Annotated in this window: 14 protein-coding genes; 13 read left to right on the top strand and 1 reads right to left on the bottom strand. The window is 55.2% G+C overall.

Translation table 11 applies throughout. The features are described from left to right. The first annotated feature begins 19 nt into the window (after nt 1–19). From BLR44_RS08065 to BLR44_RS08025, 9 genes are all read left to right on the top strand, one after another. Nucleotides 20–1,756, top strand: a complete 1,737-nt coding sequence (locus BLR44_RS08065; RefSeq protein WP_089681138.1) for a M14 family zinc carboxypeptidase — start codon at nt 20–22, stop codon at nt 1,754–1,756. A 339-nt stretch (nt 1,757–2,095) separates the two neighbouring features. Then, nucleotides 2,096–4,135: a right-handed parallel beta-helix repeat-containing protein gene (locus BLR44_RS08060; protein WP_143017181.1), complete on the top strand. Its 2,040-nt coding sequence runs from the start codon at nt 2,096–2,098 to the stop codon at nt 4,133–4,135. 182 nt (nt 4,136–4,317) lie between these two features. Beyond that, nucleotides 4,318–4,698 carry a RidA family protein gene (locus BLR44_RS08055; protein ID WP_089681134.1) on the top strand — a complete coding sequence of 127 codons (381 nt, stop codon included), beginning with the start codon at nt 4,318–4,320 and terminating at the stop codon, nt 4,696–4,698. A gap of 6 nt (nt 4,699–4,704) precedes the next feature. Next, complete coding sequence (locus tag BLR44_RS08050; RefSeq protein WP_089681132.1) at nt 4,705–5,259, top strand: hypothetical protein; 555 nt, start codon at nt 4,705–4,707, stop codon at nt 5,257–5,259. Nucleotides 5,260–5,358: 99 nt separating this feature from the next. Next, a complete protein-coding gene (gene gltX / locus BLR44_RS08045) occupies nt 5,359–6,903 on the top strand; it encodes a glutamate--tRNA ligase (protein ID WP_089681129.1) in 1,545 nt (514 codons plus the stop codon). Nucleotides 6,904–6,956: 53 nt separating this feature from the next. Next, the gene (locus tag BLR44_RS08040; RefSeq protein ID WP_089681127.1) at nt 6,957–7,244 is read left to right on the top strand and encodes a hypothetical protein; all 288 of its coding nucleotides are present in this window, start codon (nt 6,957–6,959) and stop codon (nt 7,242–7,244) included. Between the two features lie 48 nt (nt 7,245–7,292). Further along, nucleotides 7,293–8,075 (top strand): TIGR00266 family protein, encoded by a 783-nt coding sequence (locus tag BLR44_RS08035; RefSeq protein ID WP_089681126.1) that lies wholly within the window; start codon nt 7,293–7,295, stop codon nt 8,073–8,075. A gap of 338 nt (nt 8,076–8,413) precedes the next feature. Continuing rightward, nucleotides 8,414–9,130, top strand: coding sequence for an OmpA family protein (locus BLR44_RS08030; RefSeq protein WP_089681124.1), 717 nt, complete (start codon nt 8,414–8,416; stop codon nt 9,128–9,130). Nucleotides 9,131–9,278: 148 nt separating this feature from the next. Next, entirely contained in the window at nt 9,279–11,300 is a 2,022-nt protein-coding gene (locus tag BLR44_RS08025; protein ID WP_089681123.1) for an OmpA family protein, read from the top strand. Between the two features lie 82 nt (nt 11,301–11,382). Here BLR44_RS08025 and BLR44_RS08020 read toward each other — a convergent pair whose 3' ends face one another. After that, nucleotides 11,383–11,928, bottom strand: coding sequence for a hypothetical protein (locus BLR44_RS08020; protein WP_143017180.1), 546 nt, complete (start codon nt 11,926–11,928; stop codon nt 11,383–11,385). 114 nt (nt 11,929–12,042) lie between these two features. Here BLR44_RS08020 and BLR44_RS08015 point away from each other — a divergent pair, with 114 nt between their 5' ends. The 4 genes from BLR44_RS08015 (at nt 12,043) to BLR44_RS08000 (ending at nt 18,251) form a co-directional block, all read left to right on the top strand. After that, a complete protein-coding gene (locus tag BLR44_RS08015; RefSeq protein WP_089681119.1) occupies nt 12,043–13,263 on the top strand; it encodes an NAD(P)-dependent oxidoreductase in 1,221 nt (406 codons plus the stop codon). A gap of 140 nt (nt 13,264–13,403) precedes the next feature. Further along, nucleotides 13,404–16,217 (top strand): 2-oxoglutarate dehydrogenase E1 component, encoded by a 2,814-nt coding sequence (locus BLR44_RS08010; protein WP_089681117.1) that lies wholly within the window; start codon nt 13,404–13,406, stop codon nt 16,215–16,217. Nucleotides 16,218–16,261: 44 nt separating this feature from the next. Then, the gene (gene odhB / locus BLR44_RS08005) at nt 16,262–17,845 is read left to right on the top strand and encodes a 2-oxoglutarate dehydrogenase complex dihydrolipoyllysine-residue succinyltransferase (protein WP_089681115.1); all 1,584 of its coding nucleotides are present in this window, start codon (nt 16,262–16,264) and stop codon (nt 17,843–17,845) included. Nucleotides 17,846–17,888: 43 nt separating this feature from the next. Beyond that, entirely contained in the window at nt 17,889–18,251 is a 363-nt protein-coding gene (locus BLR44_RS08000) for a four helix bundle protein (protein WP_089681113.1), read from the top strand. Nucleotides 18,252–18,253: the final 2 nt, after the last annotated feature.

Raw genomic sequence — 18,253 nt, 5'->3', positions numbered from 1 at the left:
GTGCGTTATCTTCGCTCTTATGATCCTGCGTACGTTCCTCTTCGGTTTCCTGCTCTTTTCTACGGCCATGGCACAATCCCTGCAAACGCCCTACGAACGGGGCAACGGCAACCAGACGGCAACCTACGAGGAAGCGATTCAATTTGCCCGGACGCTGGCCGACGCGTCGCCGCGTATTCAGGTACTGGAATACGGCACGACCGACATCGGCAAGCCGCTGCACCTGATTGTGTACTCGCAGAGCGGCGAGTTCGACCCCGCGCGCCTGAAAGACCAGGGAAAGGTAATCTGGCTGATCAACAACGGCATCCATCCGGGCGAACCCGACGGCATCGACGCCAGCTTGATGTTGATGCGTGACTTCATCCGGCAGAAATCGTTGCGTCGCCTGCTCGACAACGTCGTCGTGGCTGTCATTCCCGTCTATAACGTGGATGGTGCGCTGAACCGGGGTAGCTACAGCCGCGCCAACCAGAATGGCCCGGAAGCGTACGGCTTTCGGGGAAATGCCCGCAACCTGGACCTAAACCGCGATTTCATCAAAACCGATTCGCGGAACGCGCGCACGTTTCATGAAATCTATCACGCCTGGCAACCCGACGTTTACCTGGAAAACCACGTGAGCAACGGCGCCGACTATCCGTACGTGATGACCTACATCGCGACGCAGAAAGACAAGCTGGGGGGCGCGATGGGCCAGTACCTCGACGAGGTATTCGAGCCGGACCTGAACCGGTCGATGACCGACCGGGGCTTTCCGCTGACGCCCTACGTCAACCACTTCGGCCCGGGACCTGTTGACCAGATCGTGCAGTTTCCGGACCTGCCGCGTTACTCGACCGGCTATACGGCCCTGTTCGGGACGCTGAGTTTCATGACCGAGTCGCACATGCTGAAGCCCTACGCCCAACGGGTGACAGGGACGTACGAGTACATGGTAGCGACGCTGGAACTGGTGCACCGCGATGCCCGTCGTATCCGGCAGATCCGGCAGGAAACCGACGCGCGTGTCCAGCAACAGTCCGAGTTTGCGTTGCGCTGGGAACCCGATACGTCGCAGTACCGACCGCTGCGTTTTCAGGGTTACGTGGGCGAGATGGTCACGAGTCGCATCAGCGGCCTGCCGCGCCTGACGTACGACCGCAACCGCCCCTACGAAGACACCATTCCGTTTTACAACTACTACGTGCCGAGCGTGATGGTACAAAAGCCCTACGCGTACGTAATTCCGCAGGCTTGGTGGGACGTGGTGGAACGCCTGGAACGCAACCAGATCCGCCTGCAACGGTTCGAGCGGGACACAACGCTGGCGGTGGACGTGTACTACCTCGACGCGTTCGAGACGTTGCCGCGCCCGTTCGAGGGACATTACCTGCATCACAACACGGAAGTGCGCACCGAAACACAAACGTTGCCCGTGTACGCAGGCGACTACCTGTTGGTGCTGGACCAGCCGGGCAACCGCTTTGCGGTAGAAACCCTCGAACCGCAAGGTCCTGACTCGTTCTTTAGCTGGAATTTTTTCGACAGCGTGTTGCAGCAGAAAGAGGGCTTTTCGGATTATGTGTTCGAAGAGATTGCCGAACAATTGCTGGCCGACGACCCGGCACTCCGGCGTGCGTACGAAGCGAAAAAAGAGGCGGACGCTGCCTTTGCACAAGACCACCGTGCACAACTGGATTTTTTCTATCGCGCCTCGCCCTACTTTGAGCCCTCGTACCGGCGTTACCCGGTCTACCGGCTGTTGCATCCATAGCGCCGCTTTTGGGGATGCGTAGTTCTACGCCTTTTCGCCCGAAAAGAGGAATTTTCCGTGTAAATGTTTTTGCTTTCTAAGTGGTGTTGTTACTTTCGCAACGTACGGCGCAGTGAATTGCAGTCCACTACCCGTCCACTCATCGCCCTATACTCACTCGACGCCTTCTTCAGAAGGCAGTTCACTCCTTTCTAGCGAGTGAGTAAGGCCCTAAAGGGGTCTGTAAATAATGTTTAATCGCTGGATTACGGCTCTCGCAGAGTCGATTCTCCCGACACGTTCGTCGCGTGCCGATCCAGTCATTTTCTATTTACTTATTCCAACTTCCAACCCCCTCTTATGATGAGACAGCTAACGCTATGTGGACTGTTGATCGGCCTGGTGCTGTTCAACGCGTGCGAAAAGAAAACAACCGAAGAACCCAAGCCGGGTCGCCCGCCGGTGGCCGATGCAGGCGACGATTTTACCGCGCCGATCAGCGCCGACATTGTGCTGGACGGCAGCGGCTCTTACGATCCCGACACCAATCAGCTGACCTACCAGTGGACCGTGAAATCGTCTCCGTCGGGCAGTAACCCCACCCTCAGCGATGCCACCAAAGTGAAGGCGAAACTGGTGGCCGACGCTACCGGCGACTACACCATTCAACTGGCCGTGAGCGACGGGGTTCACCCGGAAGTGACCGATGACGTCGTTGTTACGGTGACCGACGTGGAAGCGTTGTTGATTGACCAGCGCATCGAAAGCGACCTGGTCATCAAAGACTTATTTTCCGATCCCAACACGCCTGACTGCATTGTAGACGGCGATATTTACGTGTCGGCCGCCCTGACCGTCGAGCCGGGGGTGGTCATTCAGTTCCAGCCCGAGTCAGGTTTCGCCACCAAAGAGACCGGATCGCTATCGGCCGTGGGCAATGCCACCAAGCCCATCGTGTTCAAAGGAACGTCGGCGAGCCCCGGAAGCTGGTCGTCGATCCTGTTCGACTCTAACAATCCGGCCAACAAGCTGGAGTACGTCACCCTCGAGTACGGCGGGTTCCAGGAATATTACCTGGGCAACCAGGAAGCAATGGTGATTGTGGGTGACGCGGCCCGCGCCGACATCAAACACTGCACCTTCCTCAACAGCCAAAATTATGGCCTCTACCTCTACGATGAGGCGGTCAGCGTCATGCTGGAAGACAATCAATTCCTGGGCAACGAAGGCCCGGCAGCTTACCTGCACGCCAGCCAGATGGCGTGGATGGACAAAGCCTCGGATTACGCCGGCGAAGGCAATGCCAACGGCAAGCAGTTTTTGCAAGTGGCCGCCAGCAACGTGGAAAAATCGGCGACGTGGCCGGCGCTCAACGTGCCGTTTCGTATTGCAGGCACTGCGAAAACGACCGATGCGTCGGTGGTGGTGACCGTAGAGGCGGGTGCCCGCATCCAGTTCGAAGGCGACGACGCGGGAATCTGGGTAGACAAAGGCGCCCTGAAAGCAGTGGGCACTGCCGCCGCACCGATCGTCTTTACCGGAGCTGTCGAAAGCCCCGGCGCCTGGTCGGCGCTGTACTTCAGCACAAGCAACGCCAACAACGAATTAAGCTACGTAACCGTAGCCTACGGCGGATCGGGGTATTACTACACGGGCAACCGGGAATCCAGTGTAACGGTCGACAAAGACGCTCGGCTGACGATCACGAACTCGACCATCGGCTACAGCAAAAATTACGGCCTGTACGTTTTTGAAGAAGGCGAACTGGAGGCGTTTGGCAATAATACCTTCGAAGGCAACGAGGGCGCGCCCCTCTACCTCAACTCCAACAGCCTGGGCATGCTCGATGCGGCCAGCGACTACAGCGGCGACAGCGCACCCAACGGGCTACAGTTTGTGGAAGCCGACAACCGGGAAGACATCGACAAAAGCGCTACCTGGCAAAAGCTCGACGTGCCGTTCCGCATGGTGGGCACGCACAAGATCAACGCCACCGATGTGGTGATTGAAGTGCGCCCCGGCGCCATCCTGAGTTTTGCTGACGAAAATTCGGGCATATGGGTCGAAAAAGGAGCCTTTAAAGCAATTGGTACTGCCCAGGAGAAAATTCAGTTTGTGGGCGTGAGTCCCGCCAAAGGGGCCTGGTCGGCGCTTTACTTCGACACCAACAATACCCATAACGAGTTGCAGCACATTGTGGCGGAATACGGTGGCTCCGGCTATTACTATACCGGTAACAAAGAGTCGATCATCACGGTCAGCGGCAACGGGCGGTTAAAGCTGACCAACAGCACCATCCGCAACAGCCGCAACTACGGCGTGTACGTTTACAGCGGCGGCACCCTGACCGAAAGCGGCAATGCTTTTTCGGGCAATGCCGTCAACGTAGAAAGCAAGTAACGTCGCCCGCCCTGCCATCGTGCGACGAAAGAAGCGCAGCCGCTCTACGGTTGCGCTTCTTTGTTTTTAAAGTGCGGACACTTTTGTAGTTTTCCGCTCATCTCGATATTCTTTGTACTTTTGATTTACCTGTTGTCGCGTCGCTCAACCGCGCGGCGATGGCAGTCCGTCCGCATGTGTCTATGAGTAAAAAAGTGATTCGTACCGAGCAGGCGCCCGCGCCGATCGGCCCCTACAGCCAGGCCATTGCCGCTCAGGGATTTTTGTTTGTGTCCGGGCAAATTGCCCTGAACCCCCGCACGGGCGAACTGGTGGGGGGCACCATTCCCGAAGAGACGCATCAGGTCATGAAGAACCTGGAGCAGATCCTGCAGAAAGCCGGGAGCAGTTTCGAGAAGGTGGTAAAATGCACCATCTTCGTCAAAGACATGAATCACTTCAGCACCGTCAACGAGGTGTACGGCCAGTATTTTCAGCAGCAACCGCCCGCCCGCGAAACGGTGGAAGTGAGCCGCTTGCCGAAAGATGTCAACGTGGAGATTTCCTGTATCGCGATGATGTAACGAACCATGGCGCGCCGACCTGTCGAAAAAACCGATGCTTTTACTGCGGGTGAAGCTCCTCACGCCGGCTGGTTTCTGATTGACGATTGGATGAATTTTTTACCTCGACAGACGCGCACGATTGTTCTTCCTCATCCGGCCGAACACGTGATGGCCAGCATCCGGCGGGTGGTGCGTCCGCCCCATACCGCCGTCGACGCCTCGTCCGACTGGCTGTTCAACGGTGTGGTGTCGAACCGCAGTTTCAGCGTGTCGCGTAAGCTCAGCGCGTACCAGAACTTTCTGCCCATGATGAACGGCCACCTGGAAGATACCTCGCTGGGCAGTATTTTGTTCGTGCGCTACCGGATGTTCGGCAGCTCATTGATGTTCCTGATTTTTTCTTCGTGCCTGATCATGGCCGTGGGGTTGTTCTTCCTGATAATGGATTCCAACCTGCCCTATTTTCTGTTTTCGCTGGCGCTGCTGGCCATCAACTACGTGGTCGCCATTGCCAGTTTCAACCGCCAGGTCAGCATCAGCCAGCGCCTCCTCGAAGGCGCCCTGAATCACTTTTTGTAAGCAAGGTCCGCCCGGCCCGCCCAGCCTTCCTGCCGCCGAAAATCCCCGACTTCCCGACGTAATCCTTACTTTTGCGTCCGTTCGAAAAGCTACATTTTTATGGATCAACCTGTACGAGTGCGTTTTGCCCCCAGCCCTACCGGGCCCTTGCACATTGGAGGCGTGCGCACGGCATTATATAATTACCTGCTGGCCCGCAAAACGGGGGGCACGTTCATTTTACGCCTGGAAGACACTGACCAGAATCGCTTTGTGCCGGGCGCGGAAGCGTACATTCTGGAGGCGCTGCAATGGTGCGGCATCATGCCGGACGAAGGTCTGTCGGTGGGTGGCCCCTACGCGCCTTATCGTCAGTCCGAGCGTAAAGACATGTACCGTCAATACGCCGAGCAATTGGTGGACGCCGGGCACGCATACTACGCGTTCGATACGCCGGAAGAGCTGGAAGCGATGCGCGAGCGGTTGCGCGAGGCGAAGGTCGACAATCCGCAGTACAACGCCATCTCGCGAATGCAGATGAAGAATTCGCTGACGCTTTCGGCCGAAGAGGTCAAGGCCAAACAAGAAGCGGGCGAGCCGTACGTAGTTCGCCTGAAAATTCCCCGCAAGGAAGAAGTCCGGCTTTACGACATGATTCGCGGCTGGGTGCTGGTGCATTCGAGCACGATGGACGACAAAGTGCTGCTGAAAGCCGACGGTATGCCGACCTACCACCTGGCCAATGTGGTGGACGATTACCTGATGAAGATCACGCACGTGATCCGGGGTGAAGAGTGGCTGCCCTCTGCGCCGTTGCACGTGTTGCTGTATCGCTATTTGGGCTGGGAGGACGTGATGCCGCAGTTTGCGCACTTGCCCCTGCTGCTGAAGCCCGACGGCAACGGCAAGCTCAGCAAGCGCGACGCCGAAAAGCACGGGTTCCCGATTTTCCCGCTGGCGTGGACCGACCCCAACACCGACGAACAGGCCGCCGGCTTTCGCGAAGAAGGTTACCTGCCCGAGGCGCTCATCAACTTCCTAGCGCTGTTGGGGTGGAATCCAGGTACCGAACAGGAGCTGTTCACGATGGAAGAACTCGTCGAGGTATTTTCGCTGGAGCGTATCAACAAAGCCGGGACTCGTTTCGACATCGAAAAAGCCAAGTGGTTCAACCAGCACTACCTGCGGCAGCGGTCAGTGCCCGAACTGGCCGCGTGGCTGCGCGACGACCTGGCGGCGCGTCAACTTTCGGTCGCCGACGAGGTCGTGCAGAAAGTTGTAGAAATGGTGCAGGAGCGCATCACCTTTCCCCAGGAAATGTGGCAGGAAAGCTATTATGTGTTTGAAGCGCCCACCCAATACGACGACAAAGTGGTGGCTTCGCGCTGGACCGCAACGGCCGTGCAGGTGCTCGAAGCGTTTGCCGAAGCCCTCAGCGACCGCACGACCCTGAGCCCCGACGAGACGAAAGCCCTCCTGAACGAAGTGCTGGAAAAGCATGGCGTTAAAATGGGCAAAGTGATGCAGGCCCTGCGCCTGGCCGTGACGGGTGTGGGCGGTGGCCTGGACCTGATGCAACTGATCAGCCTGTTGGGGGGTGCTGAAACGGCGCGTCGCATCCAGCACGCCGTGGCGACCCTGAAGCCGCACGAGATGGAGAAGTAAAACAGGAGGCAACCAGTCCGGGCGCGAATTCGTTGATTTCAAAAACGACTGTTATGGCAAAAAGAAAACCGAGTAAACCGAAAGAAGACGAAAAACCGCGCGTACACCCGGACCTGGAAGGCTTCGACATCAACATCAACTCCCTGGGGGAGGTGACCACTTCGTTCGACATCGACAAGATCAACCTGTTTTTGAACAAACACGTGGACGACAAGAAGTTGCGCGACCGCAACGACGTTCCGGGTAAAGACATTGAGGCAGAAGACGAGGCACTGCACGAGGAAGACGATGACGAGTTGCCGCCGATCGACTGGGAGAATTTTGAGGAAGACCCTGACTAAGAAAGTAGATTTTCCTTTCTTTGTGAGCAAACCCTTTGATGCTCCCTCATGAAAAGATCCCACGAAGTAGACTACAAGATTTATGGCAACGACATCCAGGTCGTTGAAGTAGAACTGGACCCGCAAGAGACCGTCATTGCCGAGGCCGGCGCTATGCTCTACATGGAAGACGGCATTCAGTTCGAAACCCGCATGGGTGACGGTTCTAACCCGAGCGGCGGCTTTATGGACAAGCTGTTCTCGATGGGATCTCGCCTCCTGACAGGCGAGTCGCTCTTCATGACCCACTTTACCAACCGTGGCTACGGCAAGCAGCACGTGGCCTTTTCGGCTCCGTATCCTGGTACGATTGTGCCGGTTGATCTGGGGCAGATGATGCGCCAGGAGCTGATCGTACAGAAAGACGCCTTTCTGTGTGCCGCCCTGGGAACCCGCATTTCCATCACGTTCAACCAGCGCATCGGCACCGGCTTTTTCGGCGGCGAAGGATTTATCCTGCAAAAGCTCCAGGGCGACGGCATGGCTTTCATTCATGCTGGGGGGACGCTGATCGAACGCCAGCTCAACAACGAAACCCTGCGCGTGGATACGGGCTGTGTGGTGGCGTTCGAGCCGCAAATCGACTTCGATGTGCAGCGCGCTGGTGGTCTTCGGTCGATGATTTTCGGTGGCGAAGGCATCTTTCTGGCTACCCTGCGCGGCACGGGTCGGGTGTGGCTGCAGTCCATGCCCATCAGCAAACTGATTCAGGCGCTGTTGCCCCACGGCAAAAACCGCGGCAAAGAAGGGGGAAGTGTGCTGGGCAATCTGGGCGACCTCTTCGAAAGCTAGCTGGCTCCGAACCTTACATCGCGTTTATCAAGGTATTTTTAGGCCCTCGTTCCTAAAAATCTTTGTGTCAGGAACATACCTTAACTAAGCTCGCCTGAAATTGTATATTTTTGGCGAGCATATTGTGTTATATCGATCTGGTTCAAGAATCTTCAAGATCTTTGTACTATATTTAACTAGATTCTATACAATTATTTGATGGCTTACCTTACATCTGAATCTCAGTTGCTCTTGGTTACGTATCTCTAGGACCAACTCAGTATTCAGCCTTACACAAAATCAGTTTTCGATTTCGTGGGTCTTCTCTAGGAACACTTCCACTTCGCAAAGTACAGCTTATGAGTACCTTTAACCTTATCGCCCTTTCGCTTGTCCTCACCCTCTTTGTACCCGGAGCAGAGCAGGCGCGTTCGCAAAAAAATACCAGTGCCGAGCCTGAAGACCTGCTCCATGTGCAGGGCAAAGTGACCGATGGCAAGAGTGGCGAAGTGATTGACGCCCACCTGGAATATTATAAGTTACCCGACAGCGATAAAGTCGGCATTTACAACACCGAAAGCGGTACGTTCGACCTGCTGATGTCGGGCAATGCCGCATACGAGTTGGAAGTGGTAGCCCAAGGCTACATTCCTTACCAAGAAAGCCTGGCGCTGTACGATCATGCCGGAAAGGAGATGGTGAAAAATATTGAGTTAGTGCCTCTGAAAAAAGGTGATGTGCTGCGGCTCGACAATCTTCTTTTTGAACAGGACGAGTTCTACATTACGGAGAGTTCGTACCGGGAACTGGACCGGTTGGTTCGGATGATGGAAGTGAACCCCACGCTGGAAATCCGCCTGGAAGGGCACACGGACATTCGGGGCAACCCGCGGCGTAACTACCAGCTTTCGAAAAACCGTATTATGGAAGTAGGCCGGTACCTGCAAGAACGCGGCATTGACAAAAATCGACTGGAGTTTAAGGCGTTTGGCGGAAGCGAGCCGCTTGTGCGCGAAGGATCGTTAGAGCAACGTGCGGCCAACCGGCGAGTGGAAGTGCGCATCATGAAGATCTGAGCCACGCCCTGATTTGTAATGGAAGTGACAGATTTTCATGGAGTTCGATATTTTTTTTATTATTGTCAGGCAAAAATCCAGACATGGATTTGAATAGTTAGCCACGGGAGTTCCCGTGGTTACGTGCTTATACACATCATACAGGAATATGACAAGAAAGTTTCTTCTACTATGTACGCTATTGCTTCTGGCGAGCGCGGTGCATGCCCAAGAGGTGCAATGGGCCTCTAAGGTGCTCGATTTTTCATCTGAACTCTCGCCGAACGAATACAGCGCTAAACAGGCTTTGGGCAAACCCAACGTGCTGCCTGCCGGGGGCGACGGTCCTAACTCGTGGGTAGCGAAAAATCCCGATAAGGATAACTTTATCAAAGTTGGCTTCAGCACCCCTATCAAAATCCAGCAGATTGCCGTAGGCGAAGCTTTCAACCCCGGTGCTGTGTATCAGGTGTTTACTTACGATGCGCAAGGAAAAGAATACCTGATCAATACGTTTACGCCGCGCCCCGTAACGCGCTCGGCACGTATGTTCAACGTCTTTTTTAACGAAACGGAGTACGAAGTAGCGGCCGTAAAAATTACCCTCGACGGAGAGGCCGTGCCGGGCTACAACGCCATCGACGCCATCGGCATTTCGAATTCGCGTGTGCCCATCGATGCTGAAATCAACATCCTGGAAAACATCAACCGCGATCTGGTACCAGAGCGTTTGAGCGAAAACGTCAACAGCCAGTACAAAGAACTGAAGCCGTTGCTGTCGCCCGATGGGAAAACCCTCTTCTTCAGCCGGCAGCACCACCCCGAAAACATCGGTGGGGTAGACGACCCGGAAGACATCTGGTACTCTGAACTGGACGCCAATGGCGAATGGGGAAAAGCGAAAAACGTAGGTGCGCCGCTCAACAACGGTGGCCCGAACTTCATCAGCTCTGTCACGCCCGATGGCAATACCATGATTGTGGTACTGGGCAACGAATACGCCAAAGGAGACAAAATGCGGGCGGGGGTATCGATCTCCCGGAAAACCGCCGATGGTTGGACCAAACCTGAAAATCTGAAAGTAGAAAACCTGTACAATTTTAACGACCGCGCCAACTTTTACATGTCGAACAGCCGCAAGGTGCTGTTGATGTCGATTGAGCGGGAAGACAGCCGCGGAAGCCGCGATCTGTACGTAAGCTTCACCAAAGACGACGGTTCCTGGACGGAGCCCCTCAACCTGGGCGATGACATCAACACCGCTGGCGAGGAATCGAGCCCTTTCTTGGCGGCTGACGAAAAAACCCTTTATTTCTCTTCAGAAGGCCACAGCGGCTACGGCGGTGCCGACATTTTCGTGTCGCGGCGCATCGACGAAACCTGGCAAAACTGGACGGAGCCCGAAAACCTGGGGCCAGAAGTCAACTCGTTAGAAGACGATATCTTCTTCAACATCCCGATCAACAGCGACTTCGCCTACTACTCGCGCGGTGTGAACGAAAACGACGCCGACATCTACCGCCTCGAGCTGCCCATGATCTACCAGCCGGCCCCGGTGGTGGTCGTGAAGGGCAAAGTGCTCAACGTCAAGACCAACGAGCCTATCGAAGCCAACATCATTTACGAACAACTTCCCGAAGGGAAAGAGGTAGGAGCAGCGAACTCCGAGCCCACCACGGGCGAGTACCAGATTGCCCTTCCGTATGGTGCTACCTACGGCTATTTGGCCGAAGCGCCGGGGTACATGTCACTTAGCGCCAACATTGATCTGAACAGCATTAAGAACGAAGCTGGCAACGAGATTGAACAAAACCTCTACCTGGTGCCTGTCGAGAAGGGAGCCACGTTCACCTTCAACAACATCTGGTTTGATTTCGACAAGGCAGTGCTCAAAGACATGTCCATGTCGGAATTGCGTCGGGTTACGAACTTCCTGAACGAAAACCCTTCAGTGAAAATCGAGATCTCCGGCCACACGGATTACATTGGTTCCGATGCTTATAACAAAGCGCTTTCGCAGCGCCGCGCCGAGGCCGTTTACAGCTACTTAGTGAAGAACGGCATTGCCAAAGATCGTCTCACGGCCAAAGGCTACGGGGAGGAACGGCCCACCGCTTCGAACGAAACCGAAGAAGGACGGGCGCAAAACCGTCGGGTAGAGTTCTCGATTCTGGAAATGGAAAATCTCTGAGAGTCCTCAGAGTGATAGTATAAAAAGGAAGGCCCGGATGTGATCACATCCGGGCCTTCCTTTTTATTTAAGACAACTTAGGCTAAGCGCGCGGTACCGGAATGAGGACGGGTGCCGTCGTTGGTTCCGGCATAGCATCCAGCGCTAAGGTAGGTGCTTTGGCTTTCGGGCGTGCTACAATTACCTTATCACGCAACAGGTGTACGATCAGAATGTCGAGCGACACCATCGACATCACCACAAAGTTTGGGATGGTCGGTGTGTAGATCGGCAAGCCCGTCACAAAAAGTAACGCGCCCACATGCGCCGGCTGGCGCAGTTTCCGAAGGTATTTCGATATCTTGCTGTTGTGGTTTACGCCCTGGCCCTCAGTTACTTTGCCGCGCTGCGCGTAGTAAAAATGAAATGCCGCACGGGCGAAAATCAGGGCACCGACAAGCATCAGCATCAGGCCGATCATGCGGAACAGGAGGCCAAACGTAATCAGGGTAGGAGAGGCTACCTGGCTATGGATGTAGAACAGGGGAAGCAGAAGTGCTGCAAACAAAACGTTGGTGCTCAGTACATAACCTCGGTAGGCGTCCGGAAAAAAGCGCAACACGCCGTGCTTGGCAGCGTGCGAGGTCATGAATATATGCAGGGTAATGAAGATCAACCAAGCAAAGTATAATATAGAACTGTTCATGTACGTGTGAATTTCGTTTTCTTCTTCTAACGCAAATCGTTTTATTACGGTTAGTCTATGACGGCAATAAAAATTGGAATCCTGGCGGAAGGCAAGGTACCCATCGATCGGCGCGTGCCTCTTACGCCCTTGCAGTGTGTTGAAGTACAGGAACAGTTTCCGGGCGTCAAGGTGGTGGTGCAGGCCAGCCCCATCCGCTGTTTTGGTGACGAACAGTACCGTGAGGTCGGTATTGCCGTGGAACCCTCCGTGGCCGACTGTCCCTACGTGTTTGGGGTGAAGGAGGTGCCCATCGATCAACTGATCGAGAATAAAACCTATTTTTTCTTTTCGCACACGACCAAGAAACAACCGTATAATCAGGCGCTTTTGCAGACGGTGCTCCAACGGCACATCACGTTGGTGGATTACGAGCACCTGACCGACGGCGAAGGAAGGCGCATCATCGCGTTTGGGCGCTACGCAGGGCTGGTCGGCACGTACAACGCCCTACTTACCTACGGAACCCGCTTTGGCCTCTTCACGCTCAAGCCGGCGCACCAGTGTTTCGACCTGGAAGAAATCTGGCAAGAGCTCGCGAAGGTGCAATTGCCCCCGGTGAAAATTGTGGTGACCGGTGCGGGACGCGTCGGCAAAGGCGCGGTCGAAATTCTGGACGCCGTACACGTAAGGCGTGTTTCGCCCGAAGAGTTTCTGGCTCAGCAGTTCGACGTGCCGGTTTTTACACAACTGCACTCCCGTCACTATTACCGCCGCCTGGACGGCAAGGACTGGAACGATGTGTACTTCTACAACAACCCGGCCGACATGGCTTCGGTGTTCGGGCCGTATGCTAACGCGGCCGACGTTCTGGTGGCCGGTGCCTACTGGGACCCGCGCGCGCCCCGGCTGTTCACGCTGGAGGATGTCGCCAATCCAGCGTTTCGCCTCAAAGTGATTGCAGACATTACCTGCGATATAGAAGGATCGATTCCCACTACCGTGCAGGCGTCCACCATCGAGATGCCGCAGTACGACTTCGATCCCCTAACCCGAACGGTGCAGCGGCCTTTCTCGCACGAGCGACACGTAACGGTGATGGCCGTCGACAATCTCCCCTGCGAATTACCGCGCGATGCCTCGCGTGACTTCGGTCGGCAGTTGATCGATAACGTACTGCCGGCCCTGCTGCTGGACGATCCGACGGGTATTATCCAGCGTGCGACGATTGCGCAGAGGGGGCACCTGACCCCGCCGTATCATTACCTGAAAGATTATGCTTTCGGGACGGAGATGTAAAATAAATCGTACTTTGCACCGAACATTCTACTAAAAGCTACCGTTAGAGGAGTGGTATATTTGTGTAATCGATTACTAGGTTTTAATCTGACTTTTCAATCCACTACTTTTGCGGACTTGTCAATTTTTCCACCATTATCATGGATAGTTATTCCTACCTCAGCAACGCCGATGTAAGCTACATCGACGAGCTTTACCTCCGCTACAAAGAAGATGCTACCTCCGTTGACATCAGTTGGCAGCGTTTTTTCGAAGGGTTCGAGTTTTCAAAACAATTTAGTGAAGAGACGCCGCATACCAACGGCAACGGCAGTAGTGGGCACGAGAAGGGCGCTAATGGCGCAGCACTCGGCGTTGAACCGGTAGGCCCTTCGGTCGGCACCGGCCAGGTGGATTCCATCAGCAACAAAGAAATTCTGGTACAGGCGCTGATTCACGCGTATCGCTCGCGTGGACATTTGCGTTCCAAAACCAACCCGGTGCGGCAGCGCCGCGACCGCAGAGCCCTCCTCGATCTCGAGGATTTTAATCTGAGCGACGCGGACCTCAATACCGAGTTTGATGCCGGGGAAGAACTGGGCATCGGGCGTACTTCGCTGCGCAACATCATTGCCGCTCTGAAGCATATTTATGAAGGCACGGTAGGCTTCGAATACATGTACATTCGGGAGCCCAGCGTACTGGAATGGTTCAAGCACAAAGCCGAAAAAGAAGCGCTGGAGTTCAATCCGGTGCTGGAAGAGAAAAAGCGCATTCTGGAGAAGCTGAACGAAGCGGTTGTGTTCGAGAACTTCTTGCACACCAAGTACATCGGACAGAAACGCTTTTCCTTGGAAGGGGGAGAGACGACCATCCCGGCGCTGGATGCCATCATCACCCGTTCGGGCACGCTGGGCGTGAAAGAGATCGTGATCGGCATGGCGCACCGCGGTCGCCTCAACGTGCTGGCCAACATCATGGGTAAGACCTACGAAAACATTTTTAGTGAGTTCGAAGGCAACGCCACGCCCGACCTGACCATGGGCGATGGAGACGTGAAATACCACATGGGATATTCCAGTGAGGTAACAGTCCCGACCGGCGAAAAAGTATACCTGAAACTGACCCCGAACCCATCGCACCTGGAAGCGGTCGACCCGGTGGTAGAGGGCTTTGCGCGCGCCAAAGGCGATGCAGAATACGAAAGCGACTTCGATAAAATTCTTCCCATCCTCATTCACGGCGATGCCGCCATTGCGGGGCAGGGAGTGGTTTACGAAGTAGCACAGATGTCTAAGCTGGCGGGCTACTATACCGGCGGCACCATCCACTTTGTGATCAACAACCAGGTGGGTTTTACCACCGACTTCGACGACGCCCGGTCCAGCATTTACTGTACCGACGTGGCGAAAGTGATCGACGCTCCGGTGATTCACGTAAACGGCGACGATCCGGAAGCGGTCGTGTTTGCCTCTAAAATAGCCGCCGAGTTTCGTCATGAATTCAACCGTGACATCTTCATCGACATGGTGTGCTACCGTCGGCACGGGCACAACGAAAGCGACGAACCGAAGTTCACTCAACCGACGCTCTACAATGTCATCTCCAAACATCCGAACCCACGCGAAGTCTACAACAAGCAGTTGATTGACCGGGGGGACGTAGATGCGGAACTGGCGAAGTCGATGGACAAAGAGTTCCGCGCCTTGCTGCAAGATCGCCTCAACATGGTGAAGCAGCAGCCGCTGCCGTACTCTTACCAGAAAACCGAGCAGGTGTGGCAGGAGTTGCGTCGCTCCACACCCGAAGACTTTGAGCAGTCGCCCGAGACGTTCGTTTCGGACGAGGTCGTGGCCAAAGTGGGCGAAGCCCTGGTGAACCTTCCGAAAGCCTTCAAGCCCCTCAAGCAGGTCAGCAAGCTGCTGAAAGAGCGGCAGCAGATGTTTTTCGAGAGTCAGGAACTGAACTGGGCAGCCGGCGAACTGCTGGCCTATGGCTCGCTTCTGCTGGAAGGGCACGCCGTACGGTTGAGCGGACAGGATTCGCAGCGCGGTACGTTCTCGCACCGCCATGCGGTGTTGCACGACGCGAAAACCAACGAGGCATACTACAGCCTGAACCACATTGACCCGTCGCAGAGCGAAATGTTCCGGGTTTATAACTCGTTTCTGTCGGAATATGCCGTGCTCGGGTTTGAGTTTGGCTACGCCATGGCTCGTCCGAAAGCCCTGACCATCTGGGAAGCACAGTTTGGCGACTTTGCCAACGGGGCGCAGGTGATGATCGATCAGTTTGTGGTCTGTTCCGAAACCAAATGGCAGCGGATGAACGGCCTTGTTATGTTGTTGCCACACGGTTACGAAGGGCAGGGACCGGAACACTCCAGCGCGCGCCTGGAACGCTTTTTACAGCTTTCGGCCGAGTATAACATCGTGGTGGCGAACGTCACCACGCCGGCGAACTTCTTCCACCTGATGCGCCGTCAGGTAAAATGGCCGTTCCGCAAACCATGTATCGTGATGTCGCCCAAATCGTTGCTGCGTCACCCGAAAGTGGTTTCGCCGATCAGCGACTTTACAAGTGGTCGTTTCCAGGAAGTGTACGACGACGCGTATGCAAACGATCCGAGCCAGGTGAAACGCGTCCTGTTGTGCTCAGGCAAGGTCTACTACGACCTGTTGGAGCGCCAGCAGCAGGATGAGCGGAAAGACGTCGCCATCGTTCGGATCGAGCAACTGCATCCGTTCCCGAAAAAACAGATCGAACGCCTGGTGTCGCGCTACGCCAAAGAAACAGAGCTGGTGTGGGTGCAAGAAGAACCCGAAAACATGGGTTCGTGGGCGTACATGCTGCGGATGTACCGTGAGCGCCACCTCGAACTGATCTCCAGACGCGTCAGTGCTTCTCCGGCCACCGGATACGCCAAAGTCCATGCCCAGGAACAGGCGCAAATCGTTGATCGTGCGTTTGCCTGAACGAAAATCTATCACTCTATAAAATCTAACTAACCTACTCACGAATGAGTTTGCAAGAAGTAAAAGTCCCGGCTGTCGGGGAATCCATCACAGAAGTAACCGTGGGGACCTGGAACAAACAGGACGGCGACCATGTGGAAGTAGATGAAGTGCTTTGCGAATTAGAATCTGACAAAGCCACGTTCGAACTGAATGCTCCGGTGGCGGGTACGCTGACCATCAAAGCCCAGGAAGGCGATACGCTGGAGATCAATGCGTTGATCTGCACCATCGATACCGACGGCCAGGCGGGTGGTTCTGACGAACAGCCGGCCGAAAACGAAAGCGCGAAAGCAACCGAGGGAGAAGGCTACGGAGATTCGACCGGCGAAGCAGAAGAAGCAGCCGGGACAGGAAAGGTCCTCGAGATGCGCGTTCCGGCCGTAGGAGAATCCATTACGGAGGTCACCATCGGGACCTGGAATAAACAGGAGGGAGATTTTGTAGAGTTTGAAGAAGTGATTTGCGAGATTGAGTCGGACAAAGCCACGTTCGAACTCAACGCCGAAGCGGCAGGTATTTTGCACATCAAGGCGCAAGAGGGTGACACGCTCTCGATCGGCGACCTGATTTGCACCATCGAAGCCAAAGCCAAAGGAGGTGCCAGCAAGGCTGCTGCTCCGGCGGCACCGCAGGCCCAGACTGCCTCAGCGCCCGCGGCTTCCGGCGAGAAAACATACGCCACAGGCCATCCGTCGCCCGCGGCCGGAAAGATCCTGGCCGAAAAAGGCATCGATCCCCAGGCCGTGAAAGGTACCGGTGTCGATGGACGCATCACGAAAGAAGATGCCCTCAAGGCACAAAAAGCCGCTGCTGCGGCCAAAGCCGCTCCGGCGGAAAAACCTGCCGAGAAATCGGATGCTCCGGCCGCAGCGCCCGCTCCCGGTGAGCGTAACGAGCGCCGCCAGCGCATGTCGTCGCTCCGCCGCACGGTTGCGCGTCGGCTGGTGTCGGTGAAGAACGAAACGGCGATGCTGACCACCTTCAACGAAGTGGACATGAAGCCGATCATGGACTTGCGTGGCAAGTACAAAGAGTCGTTCAAGAAGAAGTTCGAAGTGGGCTTGGGCTTTATGTCGTTCTTCACGAAGGCCTGTTGTCAGGCGCTGCAGGAGTTCCCGGCGGTGAACGCCATGATCGACGGCGACGAGATGATTTTCCACGATTACGTCGACGTATCCATCGCTGTCTCTACGCCGAAAGGTCTGGTGGTACCCGTAATCCGCAATGCCGAATCTATGGGCTTCGCCGACATTGAAAAAGAAATCATCCGCCTTGCGACCCGCGCTCGTGATGGCAAGCTCACCATCGAGGAAATGCAGGGCGGCACGTTCACCATCACCAACGGTGGTGTGTTCGGTTCCATGCTTTCTACGCCGATCATCAACGCGCCTCAGTCCGGTATCCTGGGCATGCACAACATTGTGGAGCGTGCCGTGGTGATCGACGGGCAGATCGTCGTTCGTCCCATGATGTACGTGGCCCTCAGCTACGATCACCGCATCATCGACGGCCGCGAATCGGTCAGCTTCCTGGTCCGCGTCAAAGAACTCCTCGAAGATCCTGCCCGGCTGTTGCTGGGAGTATAGCACACGTTGAGAATTTAGAGTGATGAGTTAAGAGTTAGAAGGAATGGCAGATAGCATTATTGCGAAGAAGTCCTATGATTTTGCTCTGCTTATCATTCGTACAGCTCAACAGCTTCGCCATCAGCACAAAGAATATGTGCTGACAAAGCAACTCTTACGCAGTGGTACCTCTATCGGAGCAAATGCAGAAGAGGCTACTTCGGCTGAGTCACGTGCGGATTTCATTCATAAAATGTCGATTGCGTTGAAAGAAGCGCGCGAGACTAGCTATTGGCTGAGGCTTCTGCATGATTCAAACTATCTTTCAGACGCAGATTTTTATCAAGTTCATGAGCAATGCCGTGAGATCATCAAGATTTTAAGCAGTATCATCTTGACGACTAAGAAGTCTGCGAATAACTCATAACT

This window comes from Catalinimonas alkaloidigena (genome assembly GCF_900100765.1).
Classification (GTDB): Bacteria; Bacteroidota; Bacteroidia; order Cytophagales; family Flexibacteraceae; genus Mooreia; species Mooreia alkaloidigena.
The sequence above is the reverse complement of the archived record's forward strand: the minus strand, read 5'-3'. Positions and strand labels throughout refer to the sequence as shown.

Coding starts and splice junctions, on each gene's coding strand:
- BLR44_RS08060 (WP_143017181.1), top strand. CDS start 2,096: ATGATGAGACAGCTAACGCTATGTGGACTGTTGATCGGCCTGGTGCTG.
- BLR44_RS08050 (WP_089681132.1), top strand. CDS start 4,705: ATGGCGCGCCGACCTGTCGAAAAAACCGATGCTTTTACTGCGGGTGAA.
- BLR44_RS08065 (WP_089681138.1), top strand. CDS start 20: ATGATCCTGCGTACGTTCCTCTTCGGTTTCCTGCTCTTTTCTACGGCC.
- BLR44_RS08015 (WP_089681119.1), top strand. CDS start 12,043: ATGACGGCAATAAAAATTGGAATCCTGGCGGAAGGCAAGGTACCCATC.
- BLR44_RS08025 (WP_089681123.1), top strand. CDS start 9,279: ATGACAAGAAAGTTTCTTCTACTATGTACGCTATTGCTTCTGGCGAGC.
- odhB (WP_089681115.1), top strand. CDS start 16,262: ATGAGTTTGCAAGAAGTAAAAGTCCCGGCTGTCGGGGAATCCATCACA.
- BLR44_RS08020 (WP_143017180.1), bottom strand. CDS start 11,928: ATGACCTCGCACGCTGCCAAGCACGGCGTGTTGCGCTTTTTTCCGGAC.
- BLR44_RS08040 (WP_089681127.1), top strand. CDS start 6,957: ATGGCAAAAAGAAAACCGAGTAAACCGAAAGAAGACGAAAAACCGCGC.
- gltX (WP_089681129.1), top strand. CDS start 5,359: ATGGATCAACCTGTACGAGTGCGTTTTGCCCCCAGCCCTACCGGGCCC.
- BLR44_RS08010 (WP_089681117.1), top strand. CDS start 13,404: ATGGATAGTTATTCCTACCTCAGCAACGCCGATGTAAGCTACATCGAC.
- BLR44_RS08055 (WP_089681134.1), top strand. CDS start 4,318: ATGAGTAAAAAAGTGATTCGTACCGAGCAGGCGCCCGCGCCGATCGGC.
- BLR44_RS08030 (WP_089681124.1), top strand. CDS start 8,414: ATGAGTACCTTTAACCTTATCGCCCTTTCGCTTGTCCTCACCCTCTTT.
- BLR44_RS08035 (WP_089681126.1), top strand. CDS start 7,293: ATGAAAAGATCCCACGAAGTAGACTACAAGATTTATGGCAACGACATC.
- BLR44_RS08000 (WP_089681113.1), top strand. CDS start 17,889: ATGGCAGATAGCATTATTGCGAAGAAGTCCTATGATTTTGCTCTGCTT.